Origin of the sequence: Bradyrhizobium sp. 613_E4_N2_2 (assembly GCF_052075995.1) — a bacterium.
Classification (GTDB): Bacteria; Pseudomonadota; Alphaproteobacteria; order Rhizobiales; family Xanthobacteraceae; genus Bradyrhizobium; species Bradyrhizobium barranii.
Genome location: NZ_CP197234.1, coordinates 5,001,028 through 5,018,834, shown reverse-complemented (window position 1 = coordinate 5,018,834; position 17,807 = coordinate 5,001,028). Strand labels below are relative to the sequence as shown.

The 17,807-nt window shown below is 63.9% G+C and carries 17 protein-coding genes; 11 read left to right on the top strand and 6 right to left on the bottom strand.

The window, feature by feature from the left end; genetic code table 11:
• Positions 1-72: 72 nt before the first annotated feature.
• Positions 73-1,227 (top strand): autotransporter outer membrane beta-barrel domain-containing protein, encoded by a 1,155-nt coding sequence (locus AB7290_RS24295; RefSeq protein ID WP_085402876.1) that lies wholly within the window; start codon positions 73-75, stop codon positions 1,225-1,227.
• A 20-nt stretch (positions 1,228-1,247) separates the two neighbouring features.
• On the opposite strand, the gene AB7290_RS24290 is transcribed toward AB7290_RS24295, so the two are convergent.
• A complete protein-coding gene (locus AB7290_RS24290; protein WP_028147769.1) occupies positions 1,248-2,288 on the bottom strand; it encodes a LysR family transcriptional regulator in 1,041 nt (346 codons plus the stop codon).
• 71 nt (positions 2,289-2,359) lie between these two features.
• Here AB7290_RS24290 and AB7290_RS24285 point away from each other — a divergent pair, with 71 nt between their 5' ends.
• Genes AB7290_RS24285 through AB7290_RS24270 form a run of 4 tightly spaced genes read left to right on the top strand, consistent with a single transcriptional unit; the run spans position 2,360 to position 4,378 of the window.
• A complete protein-coding gene (locus AB7290_RS24285) occupies positions 2,360-2,977 on the top strand; it encodes a hypothetical protein (protein ID WP_063983665.1) in 618 nt (205 codons plus the stop codon).
• Entirely contained in the window at positions 2,964-3,584 is a 621-nt protein-coding gene (locus tag AB7290_RS24280) for a GNAT family N-acetyltransferase (RefSeq protein ID WP_063983664.1), read from the top strand. Before AB7290_RS24285 ends, AB7290_RS24280 begins: the two co-directional genes overlap by 14 nt.
• Before the next feature lie 25 nt (positions 3,585-3,609).
• Positions 3,610-4,173 carry an isochorismatase family protein gene (locus AB7290_RS24275; protein ID WP_085402878.1) on the top strand — a complete coding sequence of 188 codons (564 nt, stop codon included), beginning with the start codon at positions 3,610-3,612 and terminating at the stop codon, positions 4,171-4,173.
• Positions 4,174-4,207: 34 nt separating this feature from the next.
• Positions 4,208-4,378: a hypothetical protein gene (locus AB7290_RS24270; protein WP_201266213.1), complete on the top strand. Its 171-nt coding sequence runs from the start codon at positions 4,208-4,210 to the stop codon at positions 4,376-4,378.
• A gap of 30 nt (positions 4,379-4,408) precedes the next feature.
• Here AB7290_RS24270 and AB7290_RS24265 read toward each other — a convergent pair whose 3' ends face one another.
• Together AB7290_RS24265 and AB7290_RS24260 are read right to left on the bottom strand one after the other, a co-directional pair.
• Positions 4,409-6,001, bottom strand: a complete 1,593-nt coding sequence (locus tag AB7290_RS24265) for an FAD-dependent monooxygenase (protein WP_283808581.1) — start codon at positions 5,999-6,001, stop codon at positions 4,409-4,411.
• Between the two features lie 95 nt (positions 6,002-6,096).
• Positions 6,097-6,843 (bottom strand): IclR family transcriptional regulator, encoded by a 747-nt coding sequence (locus AB7290_RS24260; protein ID WP_085402879.1) that lies wholly within the window; start codon positions 6,841-6,843, stop codon positions 6,097-6,099.
• A 155-nt stretch (positions 6,844-6,998) separates the two neighbouring features.
• Between AB7290_RS24260 and AB7290_RS24255 the strand changes: the two genes are divergently transcribed.
• On the top strand, positions 6,999-8,330 hold the full coding sequence (locus AB7290_RS24255; protein ID WP_201266214.1) for an MFS transporter: 1,332 nt from the start codon (positions 6,999-7,001) through the stop codon (positions 8,328-8,330).
• Positions 8,331-8,527: 197 nt separating this feature from the next.
• The gene (locus AB7290_RS24250) at positions 8,528-9,910 is read left to right on the top strand and encodes an aspartate aminotransferase family protein (protein WP_085402880.1); all 1,383 of its coding nucleotides are present in this window, start codon (positions 8,528-8,530) and stop codon (positions 9,908-9,910) included.
• Positions 9,911-10,165: 255 nt separating this feature from the next.
• Here the strand turns inward: AB7290_RS24250 and rnd are convergent, their stop codons facing one another.
• On the bottom strand, positions 10,166-11,335 hold the full coding sequence (gene rnd / locus AB7290_RS24245; RefSeq protein WP_085402881.1) for a ribonuclease D: 1,170 nt from the start codon (positions 11,333-11,335) through the stop codon (positions 10,166-10,168).
• A gap of 353 nt (positions 11,336-11,688) precedes the next feature.
• A complete protein-coding gene (locus AB7290_RS24240; protein ID WP_085402882.1) occupies positions 11,689-12,585 on the bottom strand; it encodes a LysR family transcriptional regulator in 897 nt (298 codons plus the stop codon).
• A gap of 103 nt (positions 12,586-12,688) precedes the next feature.
• Between AB7290_RS24240 and AB7290_RS24235 the strand changes: the two genes are divergently transcribed.
• The gene (locus AB7290_RS24235; protein WP_085402883.1) at positions 12,689-13,678 is read left to right on the top strand and encodes a zinc-dependent alcohol dehydrogenase family protein; all 990 of its coding nucleotides are present in this window, start codon (positions 12,689-12,691) and stop codon (positions 13,676-13,678) included.
• Between the two features lie 32 nt (positions 13,679-13,710).
• Here the strand turns inward: AB7290_RS24235 and AB7290_RS24230 are convergent, their stop codons facing one another.
• On the bottom strand, positions 13,711-14,445 hold the full coding sequence (locus AB7290_RS24230) for a FadR/GntR family transcriptional regulator (protein ID WP_201266215.1): 735 nt from the start codon (positions 14,443-14,445) through the stop codon (positions 13,711-13,713).
• Positions 14,446-14,638: 193 nt separating this feature from the next.
• Between AB7290_RS24230 and AB7290_RS24225 the strand changes: the two genes are divergently transcribed.
• From AB7290_RS24225 to AB7290_RS24215, 3 genes are all read left to right on the top strand, one after another.
• Positions 14,639-15,778 (top strand): ABC transporter substrate-binding protein, encoded by a 1,140-nt coding sequence (locus tag AB7290_RS24225; RefSeq protein ID WP_085402884.1) that lies wholly within the window; start codon positions 14,639-14,641, stop codon positions 15,776-15,778.
• Positions 15,779-15,844: 66 nt separating this feature from the next.
• Positions 15,845-16,909 (top strand): ABC transporter ATP-binding protein, encoded by a 1,065-nt coding sequence (locus AB7290_RS24220; protein ID WP_085402885.1) that lies wholly within the window; start codon positions 15,845-15,847, stop codon positions 16,907-16,909.
• A gap of 11 nt (positions 16,910-16,920) precedes the next feature.
• Positions 16,921-17,805 (top strand): ABC transporter permease, encoded by an 885-nt coding sequence (locus AB7290_RS24215; RefSeq protein WP_085402917.1) that lies wholly within the window; start codon positions 16,921-16,923, stop codon positions 17,803-17,805.
• Positions 17,806-17,807 lie beyond the last annotated feature (2 nt).

The following is a 17,807-nucleotide window of genomic DNA, read 5'->3' as shown; positions in this document are numbered from 1 at the left end:
CAAATCGCCGCAAGCGCGCGCCGTTCGTGTTGCATTTTTGCGCTCCGCCACTTTGCTTCGGGATTAGTCGTCATGCGCTGCGCCTTGCAGCTCTCCGGGACACGGCAGACGGTCGGGCTGGGCCGTGTCCGCCGGATCGCGGCTGCGCTCGTCATGGCGCTTGGACTCGTCGTGACGATGTCGGCGACATCAGCCTTCGCGCAGAGTCCGACGCCCACGCCGACCCCGACCCCGACACCCACGGCGTCACCGACCCCCATGCCGACCGCGACCAATTACGACCAGTCGGCCGGCAACAGTGCGCTCAATCTTGGCTCCAATTTCCTGGAGCGGCTCGGCAACCAGGCCTCTAGCGGCGTCAACCGTGCATCGCGCAACAATCCCGGTGGGGGCGGCGCCTCGGCGAGCACGGAGGATCCGCTCTACCGCACCTGGTTCGAAGGCTATGGCATCTCGGTCCGGACCGACGCGCAGGGCGACTTCGTCGGCGACAAGCGCAAGACCTTTGGCGGCGTCGCCGGCTTCGGCGCGCGGGTCGCGCCGGGCGTCAACCTCGGCTTCTCCGTCGACCAGAGCCATACCGACATCGACGTGCCGCTGGCGCTGCAGTCGGCGACGCTCGACCTGACGCAAATCGGTTTCAACGGCTCGGTCGACAAGGGACCGTGGACCTGGGCATTCGCGGTGGTGCACGGTTTCGGCAAGGTCCGTTCCAGCAGGGACACCGGCGTTGGTCTTGCGACCGCGGGTTATCGTGCTGCGATCGACGGTGGCCTGACCGAGATCAGCTACTACTGGACCCAGGACCAGATGCGCGTCGTACCCAAGGGCGCGCTCGAATATGTGCGCGCCACCAGCGCTGCGTTCCAGGAGGCTGGAGGGCTCGATCCATTGAACGTCGGCTCCACGGCACTCTCTCGCGCACGCGTGATGATCGGCGCGGAGATCGGGCGCTACTTCATCTACGACCAGAAGATCCTGGACCTGTCGGCCTACGGCAAGTTCGTCGACAATTTCTACCAGAACCTGGGATCGGTGCAGGTCAGCCTGGGAACCCAGAGCATTGTCGTTCCCGGCATCGGGGAGAGCCGTTACGGCATGGATGCCGGCGCCTCGGCCTCGCTCAGCCTCACCAGCGTCGCGCGGCTCTACGTCAACTATGACGGCAAGTTCCGCAACGAGCTGACGTCGCATCAGGGCACGGTTGGCTTCGAATACAGATGGTGAGGGCGAAGCGCGCCCTGCGTCTACGTCGGCGTTGCCGCGACATAACCCGTTAGCCCAAAGCCCTCGCGCGCGGCCGTCATCATTGGCACCAGCGCATTCGGATGGATGAACTCGTCGCGGAAGCAGGGATAGGTCTTGGCATCGAAGATCTTCTTCAGCCAGTCGACCACGATCTTGTGGCGCTCGGAGTTGCGGAATTCCTTGTGATAGGTGAGCCAGAGATCGGCGTGGTGGCTGACGCCCAGATCGACGGCAACGAGCGGTGCGCCGAGCGCGATCGACACGGTCGGCAGGAAGCCGATGCCGGCGCCGCGCTCCACCGCATAGAGCACGCCGACCGAGGAGTTGGTCTTGATCCCGACGATGCCCTCGAGCGACTTCAGTCCAAGCACGCGCGCGTAGGCGCCGTCGTCGACCTGCGGCGCGCTCTGCTTGATGATGCGATGGTTCTTCAACTCGGCGAGGGACGCCGGCACGCCGTAGAGGCTCTCGTATTCCCTGGAGACGAAGGGATAGATGTGCAGGCGGCCGAGCTTGGCGACGATCAGGTCGGGATTGGTCGGCGGCTCGAGCTGGATCGCGATGTCGGATTCAAGCCGGGCGACGTCGGCCTGCTCCATCGCGCAGCGCAGATCGACGGTGATCTTGCGATAGGTCTTCTGGAAATCGATCAGCCGCGGCAGGATCCAGAAATTGCCGGGGCCTTCCGTCACCGCGACGCGCACGGTGCCTGACGTGTCGTTCGACGATCGCGAGGCACGCCGGAAGACGTTGAAGGCATGACGCTCCATATGCGCGACGTCGGCGATCATCGCAGCGCCTTCATCGCTGAGCGTCAGTCCGCTCTGGTCGCGCAGGAACAGCTTGCAGTCGATGCTCTCTTCGAGCCGGTCGATCCTGCGCATCAGCGTGGTGGAGGTGAGGCCGAGTTCTTCGGCCGCGTTGCGGAAACTTTTATATTTTGCGCACGCTAAAAAGAGTTTCAAATCGTCCCAGGACGCGTCCAGGGCTTCTTCACGGTGCTGCATCAAAGCAGCACCCCGGTGCAATAACTGCTGCATACGCCAGATCCCCAACCGCTAAGGTCATCGTCATAGCGGGGCACTAAATCCTCGAACGATAGAGGGGTGACATGAGTATGGAAAGGGGCTCCTTTGCCGCAAGGCATGATTTCGATGCATTGCCGCTCAGTCCGGACGTCGATGTACGATGTGCGCAATCTTCCGAAATTGCTGCGCTTTCTGACATGGCGCACCGGCTGGTACCGGGTGTGCAGATCGGAACGGCAGAGCTTGCGCGATATTTCACGTTCGATCCTCAGAGCATCCTGACGTTCAGTCGCAAGGGCAATCTGGTCGGCGGCATGGCCTTCTTGTTCCTCAACGACCGCGGACATGATGCGCTGCTGCTCGACGAGATCTGCCTGACCGCACCCGAGACGCGCTATCTCGCTTCCGCGAAGGAAGACGTTGCAGCGATCTACATCTGGGCGATCGCGGCGACGGGCCGCGGTATCGCCGGTCTCGGCAAGGCCGCGGCTCATCTCCGTCAGGTAAGGTTTCGCGGCGCGGATTGCTATGCGCAGCCGTCAACCGTGGCCGGACGCGACATCATGAAGGCGACGGGATTCGACCCCGTCCCGAGCTTCCAGCCCGATCTCTGGTGTTACGAGCGGCCCTGGCATCGGCAGCCGATGCGGATGCCGGGCGCGATCATCCAAACAAGGAGTTTTGCAGATGCACGGCACTAGGATTCCCCTCGCCAAGCCCGACTCCCGCGCCATCACCATTCGCCTCGCGCGCGATCCCAACGACCTCATGCTGGTCACCGCCATTCGCGCGGCGGTCTATCTCGCCGAGCAGGATTGTCCGTTCGACGAGGAGTTCGACGGCAACGACATGGTCGCAGCGCACTTCATCGGCTACGTCGGCAACGAGCCTGCGGGTTGCCTGCGGGTACGCTTCTTCGGTGATTTCGCCAAGGTGGAGCGGCTCGCGGTGCGTCATCAATATCGGCGCTCGCGCGTCTCGTTCAAGCTGGTGCAGGCGAGCGTCGACTATGTGAAGCGCAAGGGCTTTCGCAAGATCTACGGCCAGGCGCAGGACCGGCTGGTCGATTTCTGGGCTCATTTCGGCGCCAAGCCGCTCGGTCACAACCGCAAGATCACCTTCTCGGATTTCTCCTACACCGAGATGCTGCTGGAGATCGAGCCGGGGCCGGACGCCATCACGCTGGACAGCGATCCCTATGTGATCATTCGGCCCGAGGGCGATTGGGACCGACCCGGCGTGCTCGACGCATCCGCGGGGCGGGCGGTGACCTCGCCGCTACGGGACCTCGCACTCGCCGATCACTGAAATTGGTGCAGCTCTGCGCAAGACAATGCTGACTTCCATTACCGATGATCCGCCGATCCTGGTCTGTGCGGATCTCCAGGTCGAATATCTGACCCCCGGGCGTCGCCATGTCATCCTCGACGGCGAAGCCGCGACTGTGCGCTGCCTGGAGCTCCTGACGCTGTGGCGCACCAATCTCTGGCCGGTGATGCATCTGAAGCGCATCGCCCAGGCGGCGTGGTTCAATCCGGCATCCAGGCTGACTGATTGGATCGCTGAGGCGAAGCCGCGACCCGGCGAAATGACTTTCGAGCACCCGCTGCCGTCGGCCTACAGCTCTTCGCGGTTCGTGGACTACATGTCCAATATCCGCAATGTGCGCTGCATTCTGGTCGGCTTTTCCCTGGACGAAACTATCCTGGCCACCGCCGTCGACGGGTTTCACCGCAGCCATCGCTACCAGATCGTCACTGACGCCGTGGCCTGCCGGCAGCCGGGCACGGGCGATGCCGCCGTCTACAAACAGTCGGTGGTGAATGTGATCGGGAATTTTGCTACAGTCCATGCCAGCGCCGAACTGATCAGAACCAGCGGCGCCATCGCGGTCTAGGCGGCCGTGGTCGGCGGATGGATGGGGTGGGACATTGTCACGGGGGGACGAGCTCAAGGAGCTGGCGAGCGATTTGTCGCGTGCCGTGGAGCTGGCGCGCCGCGTCGGCTTGCCCACGACCGTCTATCTGCTCTCGATGGCGTTGGTGGAGGTGAAGGAAGCCGCTCGCGCTGCCGACGAAGGGGATGACGACGGCGCGGCGTAGGGTTTCGGGCCTGCGGCGAAAGCGTTTCTCTCAGGATCGGCCGATGGCGCGCATCAAGATGTCGGATGCGCCATCAGCGTTGTCGCCCGTGTAGGCAACGAATTGATCGGGCCGCACCAGGATCAGCCGCGCCTCGTATTTCTCGCGGCCGCCTGATGCGGTGTCCCTGATCACCTTCAGCGGGATGCCAAGCCGCGCGGCGGCTTGCTCAAGAGCTGTAGCCGCGCCGCCGTCCGTCAGATCGATCAAGGTGAAGCCGTCGCCCAATTCCTCGAACACGTTCTTGCCTGACGACAAAGGTTGCGGCGTGAGGTGATGACCTGCGCGCGCCGGATAGGCGTGCGAGCCGATCGCACTGCAGACAGCGCCGGCCGGACCAAAGACGATTGGTGACCCCTCGTAATTCGGCTCGAAGGCGTTGACCTCGGCGCGCGCGCCGGAGTGCCGCTCGTGCCAGGCGGCCTCGAAATCCGCCCGATCGCGCGCCGGATCGTGGCGGCGAAGAAAATCGCGGTCGCGGAAGATCGGCGTCTCTATGAAATCGCGCGCGGTGGACGCAAACACCGGACGCCGCTCGGCATCGTAGCTGTCGAGCAGACCGGCTGGCGCCCAGCCTTGCAGGGTCGCAGCAAGCTTCCACGCCAGATTTACGGCGTCCTCGAAACCGGTGTTGATGCCATAGCCGCCATAGGGCGGATGGCTGTGCGCGGCATCTCCGGCGACGAAGACGCGGCCTGCGCGGTAGCTGTCCGCGACCGTGAAGCGAAGATCCCAGAATCCGATGTGCTTGAATTCGATGTCGAATTGTGCGCCGGCGGCATCGTGCAGCAAGCGTCGGAAATCGAAATTGTCGGCGGTGGTGTCCGCGGGAACGGGGGCATGGAAGAACCAGGTGCTGCCGAGATCGACCCGGCCGAAGAACTTCCAATAGCCCTCGAGGTCAGGATGCAACACGCTGTAGAACGACTTGCCTGGAAAGGCCTCGAGCAGCCGATGCAATTCGACGGACCGAAACACCAGCAGCACCATCAGCCGGTCGTGGTCGGAGCGGGTCTGGGCGATGCCGGCGTGTTCGCGCACGATCGATCGGCTGCCATCGCAGCCGATCACATAGTCGGCGCGAAGGCTCTGTGTCATCCCGTTGCGATTTTCGATGTCGAGGCCCACGCCCTCGGCGTCAGGCCGGACATCCCGGCAGGTCCAGCCGTATCGCAGGTCAATGGAGGGAAGCTGTGCCGCCCGTTGCCGCAGCACGGCTTCGGTCGCGTATTGCGGCAGGCGTTCGTTGTCGGTGAAATAGAAGGGGCGGACGAGCTCGCGCTGCAGCCAGTTGTAATTGTAGCCGCTGAGCAGCGTCCCGTAGCTGGTCATTCCGCCGATGCCATAGTCGGGAGGAATGGTGCGGGCGGCGCGCAGCGACGCCTCCGCGCCCCAGAAGTGGAAATGCTCCATCGTCCGCTGCGTGAGGTTCTGCCCCTTGGGGATCGGCTGCGGCTGTTCGTGGCGTTCCACGACGATGGTCTTGATGCCGCGCTGGCCAAGGCCGATCGCCAGACCCATCCCGACCGGTCCGCCGCCGACGATCACGACGGGCGCGTCGCTATCCGCTGAAGCCTGCCTCACATCGCTTCCCCACGATTGTCATCGCGCGAGGCGCGATCGCTCGTCCTCATGAGATGTCGCACAGATCTCGTCAAGTAAAATCTCAAATAATGAGATTATTCTGTCGCAACCTCGGAGATCTGCCGGGCCGCTTCGCGGACCTCCGCGCTGATGCGATCGATCAACTCGCCCTTGGCATGTGGTCCGGCGATCGTGATGCAGAGGCTTGCGATCGGGTAGCCCGCATCGAGGATCGGCGCGGCGATCCCGACCGCGCCCGGTGTCACTTCGCCAAAGGCAACGGCGACGCCGGCGCGCCGCACGCGTTTCAGCGCTGCCAGGATTTCGTCGGAGGTGTCGCCGACGCCGACGCTGCGCAGATCGGCGGCATAGCGCGTCACCAGTGGCATCACGCGCTGCTTGGGCAGAAAGGCCATGATCGAGCGCGCGATTGCGCCGCGTCCCATCGCCATCGGTCGGCCGCGCGGATAGCTGCTTACGGGATTCACGACGGAGGCGATTGAAGCCACGCACAGCATCTTTTCGCCATACCAGCGCACGACCAGGGCCGTACAGGGGTGCGCGGCCGACAGCCGCTCCAGATGCGGGGTGGCTGCTGCGATCAGCGGATCGGAACAGCGGCTGAGATAGTCCATCTCGACCACGCGCGGGCCAAGCGCGAACCGGCCGCCGCGCGTCGGCATCACGAAGCCGCTGTCCTTCAAGCTCTTCAGATAGCGATACAGCGTCGGCCTCGTGTAGCCGAGCTCCTTCATGAGCTCTTCGGGCGACCATTGCGGCCGTGCCTCGGTGAAGAGATCGAGCACGGCAAGGACCCGATCCTGACTGTTTGCTTTGACCAAGTGAGATTCGATCCAGCTTCGCGTATTGGCCGTGATACCCGCATTCGCGCCGGCCGCAAAACGGCGGCACGGTAGCGGCTTGCCTTCGTTATAATCTCACTATAAGAGATTTTAAGAAGAATAATAGTGCATGAGCTGCCGGGGAGGGGTTGGGCATGGCTGTCACAGCTACGGATGAGATCGTGTCGGGCACGGTCGACGTTCCCGCTTATGTCGATCGTCAGCCGGTCGGCGCCTTTCAGGTCCGGGTTCTGCTCGTCTGCGCCGCGGTGCTGTTCATCGATGGCTTCGACACCCAGGCCATCGGTTATGTCGCGCCTGCAGTCGCGCAGGAATGGAAGCTGGCGCGTGGGAGCCTCGGTCCGGTGTTCAGCGCGGGGCTTCTGGGTCTCATGATCGGCGCCCTGATCTTCGGTCCGATGGCCGACAGGATCGGTCGCCGCCGCATCATCCTCGCAAGCGTGCTGGTGTTCGGCATCGGGACGCTGCTCACCGTGTTCGCGGTGGACACGACCTGGCTGATCGCGTTGCGCGTTCTGACCGGTCTTGGTCTCGGCGGTGCAATGCCCAATGCGATTGCGCTGACCTCCGAGTTCAGCCCGCATCGCCGCCGCGCCACCATGGTCATGATCATGTTCGCAGGCTTTTCGATCGGTGCGGCCCTGGGCGGGCTGCTGGCAGCCGCCATGATCCCCGCTTTCGGCTGGCGCTCGGTGTTCCTCGTCGGCGGCCTCGTGCCGCTGCTGCTTCTGCCTTTCCTCTTCAAGGCGTTGCCCGAGTCGATCCGGTTCCTGGCGATGATGGGCGGTCGCGACCGCGAGGTGGCGAACCTCCTGCAAAAGCTAGCCCCGGGGGTATCCATCGCCGGCAACGCCAAATTCGTAGTCCAGGAGCCCAAATTGTCGGGATTGCCCGTCGCGCATTTGTTTGCGGAGGGCCGCGCACCGGTGACGGTCCTGCTCTGGGTCGTGTTCTTCATGAGCCTGCTCGACCTCTATTTGCTGTCGAACTGGCTGCCCACCGTGCTGAACGATCTCGGCGTCTCGGTTTCGGGCGCGGCCGCGATTGGTGCGATGCTCCAGGTCGGCGGCGTGGTCGGCACCTTCACGCTCGGCCAGTTCATCGACCGTTTCTCGTTTCGCGCGTTGTCGCTGACCTATCTCGCGGCGGCGGTCGCGGTGGCCGCCGTCGGCATGGCCAGCCATTCGATCGTCCTGGTCACGATCGCGATCTTCGCGTCGGGATTTTGCATCGTCGGGGGACAGATCGCCTCGAACGCGCTGACGGCGACCTTCTATCCGACGGCGATCAGATCGACCGGCGTGGGCTGGGCGTTGGGCATCGGCCGCATCGGCTCGATCGTGGGGCCTCTGATCGGCGGCGTCATGCTGGCCCGCGACATGGGACCGCAGCCGCTGTTTGGCGCTGCGGCCGTCCCGGCATTGATCGCCGCGGCGGCGGCCTTCGTGCTGGCACGGCGAGGCTAGCCGAGGCGATATCTTCTGTGCCGAAGTGCCAGCGCTGCTTTCCTGCAACGCTCGTGTGCGCTTGTTGCCAACGAAATGACGTTGCAAGTTGCGGCCTGCCGCAATAGCCAAGATGTCGACGTTTTCTTTGGACAAGCTCGTCGTTTGGACAGGTCTGCGTCATGACCTCCAATGACGCACCGTTGAGGAATCCCGCAATGTCCATGCTGCCCAATTCGCAAGAGGCCCGGGATGTGGCCTACCAGCTCCATTCCTATACCAATGCGCGCGCGCATCAGCAGGCCGGTCCGCTGGTGATCGAGCGCGGCGAGGGCCCTTACGTGTTCGACGCGTCGGGCAAGCGCTATTTCGAGGCCATGGCCGGCCTGTGGAGCGTCGGGCTCGGCTTCAACGAGAAGCGGCTGGTCGAGGCGGCGCACAAGCAGATGCTGGCGCTGCCATTCTACCATACGTTCTCCGCCAAATCGCACGGGCCCTCGATCGACCTCGCCGAGAAGCTGGTGGCGCTCGCGCCGGTGCCGATGAGCAAGGTGTTCTTCACCAATTCCGGCTCGGAGGCGAACGACACCGTCCTCAAGCTGATCGCCTATCGCTCCAATTCGCTTGGCCAGCCGCAGCGCAAGAAGATCATCAGCCGGATGCGCGCCTATCACGGCGTCACCATTGCCTCGGCAAGCCTCACCGGCCTGCCGAACAACCACCGCTCGTTCGACCTGCCGCTGCCCAACATCCTGCACACGGGCTCGCCGCATTTCTACAAGGACGGCGCGCCCGGTGAGAGCGAGGAGGCGTTCGCAACGCGCCGGGCCGAGGAGCTCGACGCGCTGATCCAGAAGGAGGGCCCGGATACGATCGCGGCCTTCTTCGGCGAGCCGGTGATGGGCGCGGGCGGCGTCGTCGTGCCGCCGGCGACCTATTGGGACAAGATCCAGGCCGTCCTGAAGAAGTACGACATCCTGCTGGTCGCAGATGAGGTCATCTGCGGCTTCGGCCGTACCGGCAAGATGTTCGGCTGCGAGACCTATGGCATCAAGCCGGACGTGATGGTGGTCTCCAAGCAGATCACCTCGAGCTATTTCCCGCTGTCGGCGATCATTCTGAACGACCGCATGTTCGAGCCGATCGCGGACGAGAGCAACAAAATCGGCGTGCTCGGTCACGGTTTCACCGCGGGCGGCCATCCCGTCGGCTCGGCCATCGCGCTGGAGAATCTCAAGATCATCGAGGAGCGCGGCCTGGTCGCGCACGCCGCCGAGCTCGGCGGCTACATGCAGGGCAAGCTGCGCGAGCTCACCAGCGATCCGCTGGTCGGCGAGGTCCGCGGCGTCGGCATGATCGCGGCGATCGAGCTCGTGCTCGACAAGGGACGCAAGACGGCCGCCAGCACGCCTGGCGCCGTCGGCGGCATCGCCAGCCGCATGCTCCAGGAGCGCGGCGTGATCTCGCGCAACATGCTGGATGCGATCGCCATCTGCCCGCCGCTGATCGTCACCAAGGCTCAGATCGACGAGCTGGTCGCAGCGATCACCGGCGTGCTGAATGATATGAAGCCGGAAGTGGCGAAGCTGACGCCGGCGTAGGCTCTCTCCTCGTCATTGCGAGGAGCCCGCAACAAAATTGCGAAGCAATTTTGCGCTAGCGACGAAGCAATCCAGACCGTCTCCGCGGAAAGATTCTGGATTGCTTCGCTTCGCTCGCAATGACGGCGTTGATGCAGCGAGCCTCGATTTATCACCGTCACCCTGAGGTGCTCGCCTCTTCGGCGAGCCTCGAAGGGCGACGGCCGACTGGCCGCAGCGGGGGCCGCTCATCCTTCGAGGCTCACGCCTCGCGCCTCAGGATGACGGTTTAACCGGCTCCACCCGTTGGACCCCGATCACGCGGCCTTTCTCGATCGCGAGCGCCAGCTCGCCGCGCTTCAGTTTCAGCGCGGCATCGCCGAACAGCTCGCGGCGCCAGCCGCGCAGGGCGGGGACGTCGGCCTCGTCGTCGGCTGCGATCTCTTCGAGATCGTCGACGGTGGCAATCACCTTGCTGGCGACCGCGTGGCGCTCCGCGGTCATGCGCAGCAGCACCTTCAACAGCTCGACGATGGCGGCGCCATTGTTGTTGTTGCGCGGCTTCTCCAGCTTCGGCAGCGTCGCGAAATCCCGCGCCAGCCCGCGCTCGACCGCGGCGACGATGTCCGCGCCCCATTTGGATTTCTCGAACCCCTTCGGCACCGAGCGCAGATGGGCGAGCTTCTCCAGCGTGTTCGGCGCGTGGGTCGCGATGTCGCTGATGGCTTCATCACGCAGCACGCGGCCGCGCGGCACGTCGCGGCTCTGCGCTTCCTGCTCGCGCCAGGCCGCGACCTCCATCAGGACCGCGAGGTCCTTGGGCTTGCGGACCCGCGTCTTCAGCCGTTCCCAGGCGCGCTCGGGGTGGAAGTCGTAAGTGCGGGGCGAGGTCAAAACCTCCATCTCGATGGAGACCCACTCGCTGCGGCGCCGCTTCTTGAGGTCGGCATCGAGCGCGGCGAACACGTCGCGCAGGTGCGTGACGTCGGACACCGCGTAGTGCATCTGCTCTTTCGTCAGCGGCCGGCGCGACCAGTCGGTGAAGCGGTGGGTCTTGTCCGGGCGGTGGCCCGCGACCTTCTCGACCAGCGCGTCATAGGCGATGCTGTCGCCATAGCCGAGCACCATGGCCGCGACCTGGGTGTCGAACACCGGGTGCGGGATGATGTTGGCCTGGTGCCAGATGATCTCGATGTCCTGGCGGGCGGCATGGAATACCTTCAGCACGCCCTCGTTGCCCATCAGGTCGAAGAACGGCTTGAGGTCGATCCCCTCGGCCAGGGTGTCGATGACGATCGCTTCCTCGGGGCTGGCCATCTGCACCACGCACAGCAGCGGGTAGTAGGTGGTTTCGCGCAGGAACTCGGTATCGACTGTAATAACGGGGTGCTTGGCCAGCCGGCTGCAGGCAGCCGCGAGGTCAGCGGTGGTGGTAATCAAATCCATGAACGGCCCATGACACTTGGTATCAGCCGTTCTGCCGAAAGCGCTGTGATGTCAAGGGGCTCTAAGCGAATTCGAGCATTGCATCGGGCCGGAATCGTCTCTTTCCGACGAAATTCCTATTCGTAACGGATCCGGTGCGAGGATTTGCGCGCGCAGGGCAGCGCCACCACGACCACGCACATGGCGACCAGCGCCAGCCCCAGGAACTCGAAAACCAACAGATCCACGGCGAAATCTCCAGAAACATTGATAGATTTGTCGGGGGTACGTTGAGGGTCTGTTAATGCTCGTGGTTACCGGCCGCCCGGCAAGCCGGATGGTGGACGGGGAGTTAACGGGGGCGGGCTCGACCATCACCCCATGAGCTTCGGCAAGGCGGCGAGCGCGTCCACGGCGGCACGCACTTTTGGCGGAATCCGGGGCGAACGGGGCCACAGCGCGTGGCAGTCGTAGAGGAATTCGGGCTGGCCTTCGAGGAGGCCGACCAGCGCGCCGCTGTTGAGACGCTCGCGGACCAGCCAATAAGGCAGCCAGGCGAGCCCCATGCCCTGTGCGGCGGCGTCCGCGATCGCCTCCATATCGTCGAGCCTCAGCCTGCCTGACGGCATGATCTCGCGTGCCGGCTGGTCGGCTTGTGGAAACAGCCATGGCCGGACGCGTCCAGAGCGGCGATAGATGATCGCCTGATGCGCGGCGAGATCGTCGAGCGATTTTGGTTTGCCGTTGGCGCGCAAATAGGACCGCGCGCCACACACGACCATGCGCTGGCTTGCGATGCGCCGCGTGATCAGACCGGACTGGTCGTCGAGATCGCCGGTCCGGATCGCAAGATCGTAGCCGGCCTCGAGGATGTCAGCGATCGGATCGCCGAAGGAGAGGTCGAGCTCGAGATGCGGATATTTTCGCACGAGCTTCATCAGCAAGGGCGCGAGGCAGTGTCGGCCCAGCAGGGCAGGCATGGTCACGCGCAGCCTGCCGCGCGGCGCGGAGAGCTCGTCGGCCACGACGGCGTCGGCGGCTTCGGCCTCGCTGAGTACCGCGCGGCAACGCTCGTAATAGGCCTGGCCAGCCTCGGTCAGGCTCTGGCGCCGCGTGGTGCGGTTGAGGAGGCGGACGCCGAGGCGCTCTTCCAGGAAGCGCACATGCTTGCCGACCATCGGCCCTGACATCTCCAGGGCGTCGGCCGCGGCCGCGAACGAGCTGAGATCGACGGCCCGGACGAATACGGCCATGCTGGTCAGGCGGTCCATGATTGAAAACTCCTGGTTTTGACTGTTCGCGTATTCGGGCCATTTATCCACTTCGGTGGGATCGGCATAGCTCCATTCAGCTCAACTGTTTTGGAGTGTATCCATGGCGCGCGTCGTTCGCTTTCACCGGCATGGCGGTCCCGAAGTGCTGCGCATCGAGACGGTCGACGTTCCACCGCCGGCAAAGGGCGAGGTGCAGATCCGGGTCAGGGCGCTCGGTCTCAACCGTGCGGAGGCCCTGTTGCGGACGGGCACCTATATCGAGACCGCGACATTTCCGTCCGGCCTTGGCCTGGAGGCGGCGGGTATCGTCGAGGCCATCGGCGAAGGCGTGGCCGACTTTGCGCCGGGCGATGCGGTCAGCATCGTGCCGCCGCTGTCGATGGTGCGATGGCCGGCCTATGCCGAGCTTGCCACCTTTCCGGCCGAGCTCGTCGTGAAGCATCCGCCCGAGCTTGGCTTCGAGGCGGCGGCTGCGGTGTGGATGCAGTATCTGACGGCCTACGGCGCGCTGGTCGACATCGCCGCACTTGGGCGAGGGGATGTCGTCGCCATCACGGCGGCATCAAGCAGCGTCGGGCTTGCCGCCATCCAGATCGCGAACCGGATCGGCGCTGTCCCGGTCGGCTTGACGCGGACCTCGACCAAGCGGCGCGCCTTGCGCGAGGCCGGCGCCGCCCACGTGATCGCCTCGCAGGAGGAGGACATCGAAGCGCGGCTCGCGGAGATCGCCGGTGCGAGCGGCGTCCGCGTGGTGTTTGACGCCGTCGGCGGTCCGGCATTCGAGCCGCTGACCGCGGCGATGTCACCGGGCGGTATCCTGATCGAGTATGGCGGGCTGAGCTCCGCGCCGACGCCGTTCCCGCTCTTCAACGTGTTGACCAAGAGCCTGGTCCTGCGCGGCTACCTCGTGCACGAGATCATCCGCGATCCCGTGCGCCTTGCGAAAGCAAAGGCGTTCATCCTCGACGGGTTGTCAGACGGCAGCTTGAAGCCGGTGATCGCCAGAACGTTCCCGTTCGAGGAGATCGTCGAGGCGCATCGCTTCCTGGAGTCGAACAATCAGTTCGGCAAGATCGTGGTGACGATCTAACCGCGCGCGGCGCGTGGCTCACGTCGCGGCGATCAGCCCCCCTCGAATATTCTCTTGCGGGCATTTTCGACATGCGTGCGCATGGCGCGGCGGGCGCCGTCCTCGTCTTGTGCCTCGATGGCCTCGAACACGCGGCGATGCTCCTGCTGCCCCCTGAGAATGCGACCGCGCGGCTGAATGAGCGACAGGTTGCGGTTGAGATTGACGCCAATGGCGATCTGCTCTCTCAACGAGGTCAGCGTCTCGACAAAGAAGCGGTTGCCGCTCGCCTCCGCAATCGTGCGGTGGAAGAGGAGATCTTCCTCGACACCAAGGCCGCCCTCGCGCCCTTGGGCGACCATCGTATCCAGCCTGGTCAGGACCTGCTGAATGCGGCGCAGGCTTTGCTTGTCCCGGTTGCGTGCGGCGAGGCCCGCGGCATCGCCCTCGACGGCCATCCGGAACACGAAGCAGCGCTGGATGTCGGGGATGCTGCTGACAGGCGCGAAGTCGAAGGCATTGGCGGCCGGGCGCCGCGTCACGAACCAGCCCGCACCCTGGCGTGATGCGATCAGCCCGTCGTCGCGCAATCGCGTCAGCGCCTCGCGAACGACGGGCCGTGAAACGCCGAGGAGTTCGGCAAGGCCATTCTCGGGCGGTAGCCGGCAGTTCACGGGAAGGATGCCGATCGCGATCTGACCGAGCACATGGTCGTAGATCCGGTCGCTCAATCGTCCCGTCGAGGACGACAGCGGCAACTCCGCGGATTTCATCGCAGGCTTTTTCAAGTCCGGCTCCGCCCGGTTTTGCGTTCGGCTTCCAAACAAGTTTTTGACATTTCAGTCCGTGCACAAGGCGATCGGCCGCCAGTTCAAAACAGCTACAGAACAGACCGCTTGACAGCCAGCGAAGATTTCGTCGATGCTTGCCTTACAAATAAATAACAAGTTGCGCAAAAAATAAAGCGCTTGGGAGGCGAGAATGAAACCGAGGTCAGCAACCCCAATGGTCGCCGCTCTGGTGGGGGCGTGTCTCTGCAGCGGAGCCCTGGCCGCTCCGATCAGTCTTTCGATCATCGATACCGGCGGTGACCTGGCCTCGGTGCAGACCATCATCGAGAACTACAAGAAGGCGAATCCGGACAAGGTCAGCGAGATCAGAATCCAGCGCGCGCCCGCGCCGGAGCTTCCGGCCAAGATCAAGGCGCAGCAGGACGCCGGACGCCTCGATATCAATCTGGTGCTGACCGGGCAGGATGGCGGCGCGCTGCTGGCCCAGAACGGCCAGCTCATCGCCATCCCCGATTATCAGAAAAACTTTCCGCGCGACGGCCTCACCGATGCGGGCAAGGCGCTTTACGACGAGGGCAAGGGCGTCCTCATTCCGTCAGTCGGCAATGCCGGTGGACCGGTCCTGATCTACAATCCGGCGAAGGTGCCGAGCCCGCCGAAGACCGCGCAGGAATTGCTGACCTGGGTGAAGGCGAACCCGGGCAAATTCATGTATGCGCGTCCGGCGAACAGCGGGCCGGGCCGCGCGATCCTCCAGGGCTTTGCCTTCATTCTTGGGGACTCCAAGCCGCTCGACCCCGAAAAGGGCTGGGACAAGAGCTGGGATTTCCTGAAAGAGCTCGGCAAGTCCGTCGAATATTATCCGACCGGTACCGCGATCACGTTGAAGGAGTTCGCCCAGGGGCAGCGCTGGATGATCGCCGGGATCATGGAATGGGACATGAAGCCGCGCGCGCAGAGCGTGATCCCGCCGGACTCGAAGATCGCAATTTTGGAGAACACCACGTTCGTGGTGGACGGTCACTATTGGTGCATCCCGAAGGGCGTGCCGCAGGAACAGGTCGATGTCATCGTCGACCTCATGAAGTTCATGTGGAAGCCGGAGCAGCAGGCGCTCACCTGGAAGGCCTTCATCGGGCCGGTCGTGAAGGCCGCGGCCCTGGCATCGGCGCCCAAGGATATCCAGGACGAGGTGAAGGAGTTCTGGCGTCCCGAATATGATCAGATCGGGACCAAATGGAAGGTATCGCCTCCGCTGGGCGTGACCGAGCTGAGCTACGCGATGGAACGGTGGGACCGTGAGGTCGGCGCCGATCAGGTCAAGAAATAACAATAACCGGGACCAAGACGCGAGGGCGCGCAGGTGCGGCCCTCGCGCGCGTATGCGGGGCGGGGAATGGCCGACTCTATCGATAAGCTGCAGATGTCGATCACCAAGCGTTATGGCGGCAAGGTGGTGCTCGACCGCTTTCCGCTGGAGATCGGCGGCGGCGAGTTCGTCACCTTCCTGGGGCCGAGCGGGTGCGGAAAGTCCACGGCGCTCGGCATCATCGCAGGCCTGGTGCCGCCGAGCGACGGCGAGATCCATCTCAACGGACGACGGATTGACGATGTCTCGCCCGAAAAGCGCGGGTTCGGCATGGTGTTCCAGAACTACGCGCTGTTTCCGCATCTGACTGTGTTCGGCAACGTTGCCTTCGGCCTCTCTCTCCAGAAGCGGCCGTCTGCGGAAATCGAGCAGCGCGTGCGGGACATGCTCGGTCTGGTGCGTCTTGCCGGTTATGAAGACCGCTATCCCGGTCAGCTCTCGGGCGGACAGCAGCAGCGAGTCGCCATCGCGCGCGCTCTTGTGCTGCACCCTCGGTTGATGCTGTTCGACGAGCCGTTGTCCAACCTCGACGCAAAGCTCCGCGTCGAGATGCGCGCCGAGATCAAGCAGCTGCACGCACAGCTCGGCCTGACCTCCATCTACGTCACCCACGACCAGGCCGAAGCTCTATCGCTCTCCGACCGCATCGTCGTGCTGCGCGAAGGTGTGCTCATGCAGGTCGGGACGCCGCAGGAAATCCACGACCGTCCCAAGAATGTCTTCGTGGCGGATTTCATGGGCTTTCGAAATTTCCTCGATGTGACGCTCGGCGAGGAAGCGGGCGGTATGATCGAAGCCGGTTTCAAGGGACAAATCCTGCAGGCCAGGGCCAGGGATAGCTTCCGCCCGGGCGAGCACGCCGTTCTGGCTATCCGGCCGGAAGATGTGCGTCTCGGCAAGTCTGGTGATGGCGTCAATGTGCTGCGCGGCAAGGTCGAGCTGGTCGAGTATCTCGGACGCGAGCAGGAGGCCGAGATCGCGCTCAATGGCGACGCAAGGCTCTGGGTCCGCTCGCACGAGAAGCTCGTATTGGGCGAGATGCTGGATCTGACCTTGCCGGCGGACAAGTTCGTCCTGCTGCGTCGCGAGTGAGGGGGCAGATCGTGGCTCGCATCCGCTCTGATTCTCGCAGCGAACTGGACCTCGTCGCGATCCTCTGCCTTGCGCCGTCGCTGCTCTACGTGCTCGCGATGTTCGTCTACCCGTTCCTCTACGGGATCTACATCAGCTTGCAGCCGAAGAAGCGCGACGCCGGGATATTCTCGAACTATGTCGCGTTCTTCAACGACGCCTACCAGTACAATACGATCAAGACGACCTTCATGTTGGCGTTGCCGACGACGGTCGCGGTCGTGTCAGTTGCGCTGTTCCTCGCATACGGCATGCGGCGTGGCATCTGGTTCGAGCGCACCATCACGACCATTCTCGTGCTTCCGATCTCGCTCGGTGTCGTCTTCCTGTCGGAAGGGATCCTCGGCTTCTACGGCCACAATGGTTGGCTCAATCAGTTGCTGCTTGCTGCCGGATTGATCCAGAACCCGCTCGAGCTGACGCATAATTCGATCGGCGTCACCTTCTCGCTGTTCATGCAGAACTTTCCGTTCTGCTTCCTGATGTTGCTCGGTTACATCTCCGGCATCGACCCGAGCCTGGAAAGCTCCGCACGCATGCTGGGCGCCGGGCCCTGGACCATCTTCCGGCGCGTCATGTTCCCGTTGATCGCACCGGGTCTGATCATCGCGTTTGCCCTCGTCTTCGTGATGAGCTTTGCCGTGTTTCCATCCGCGGTGATGGTTGGCCAGCCGGCCGGTTCGACGCGGACGATCTCGATCGCGGCCTACCAGCAGGCCTTCGAGCAATATGACATGTCCTACGCATCCGCGATCGCGGTCATCATGGGGCTCTGCCAGCTCGCGGCGCTGGTGGTCATCGTGCTGGTGCGCCGCCGCATGACGATTGCAACAACCATGGGCGTCGGCAAACGCTGAGG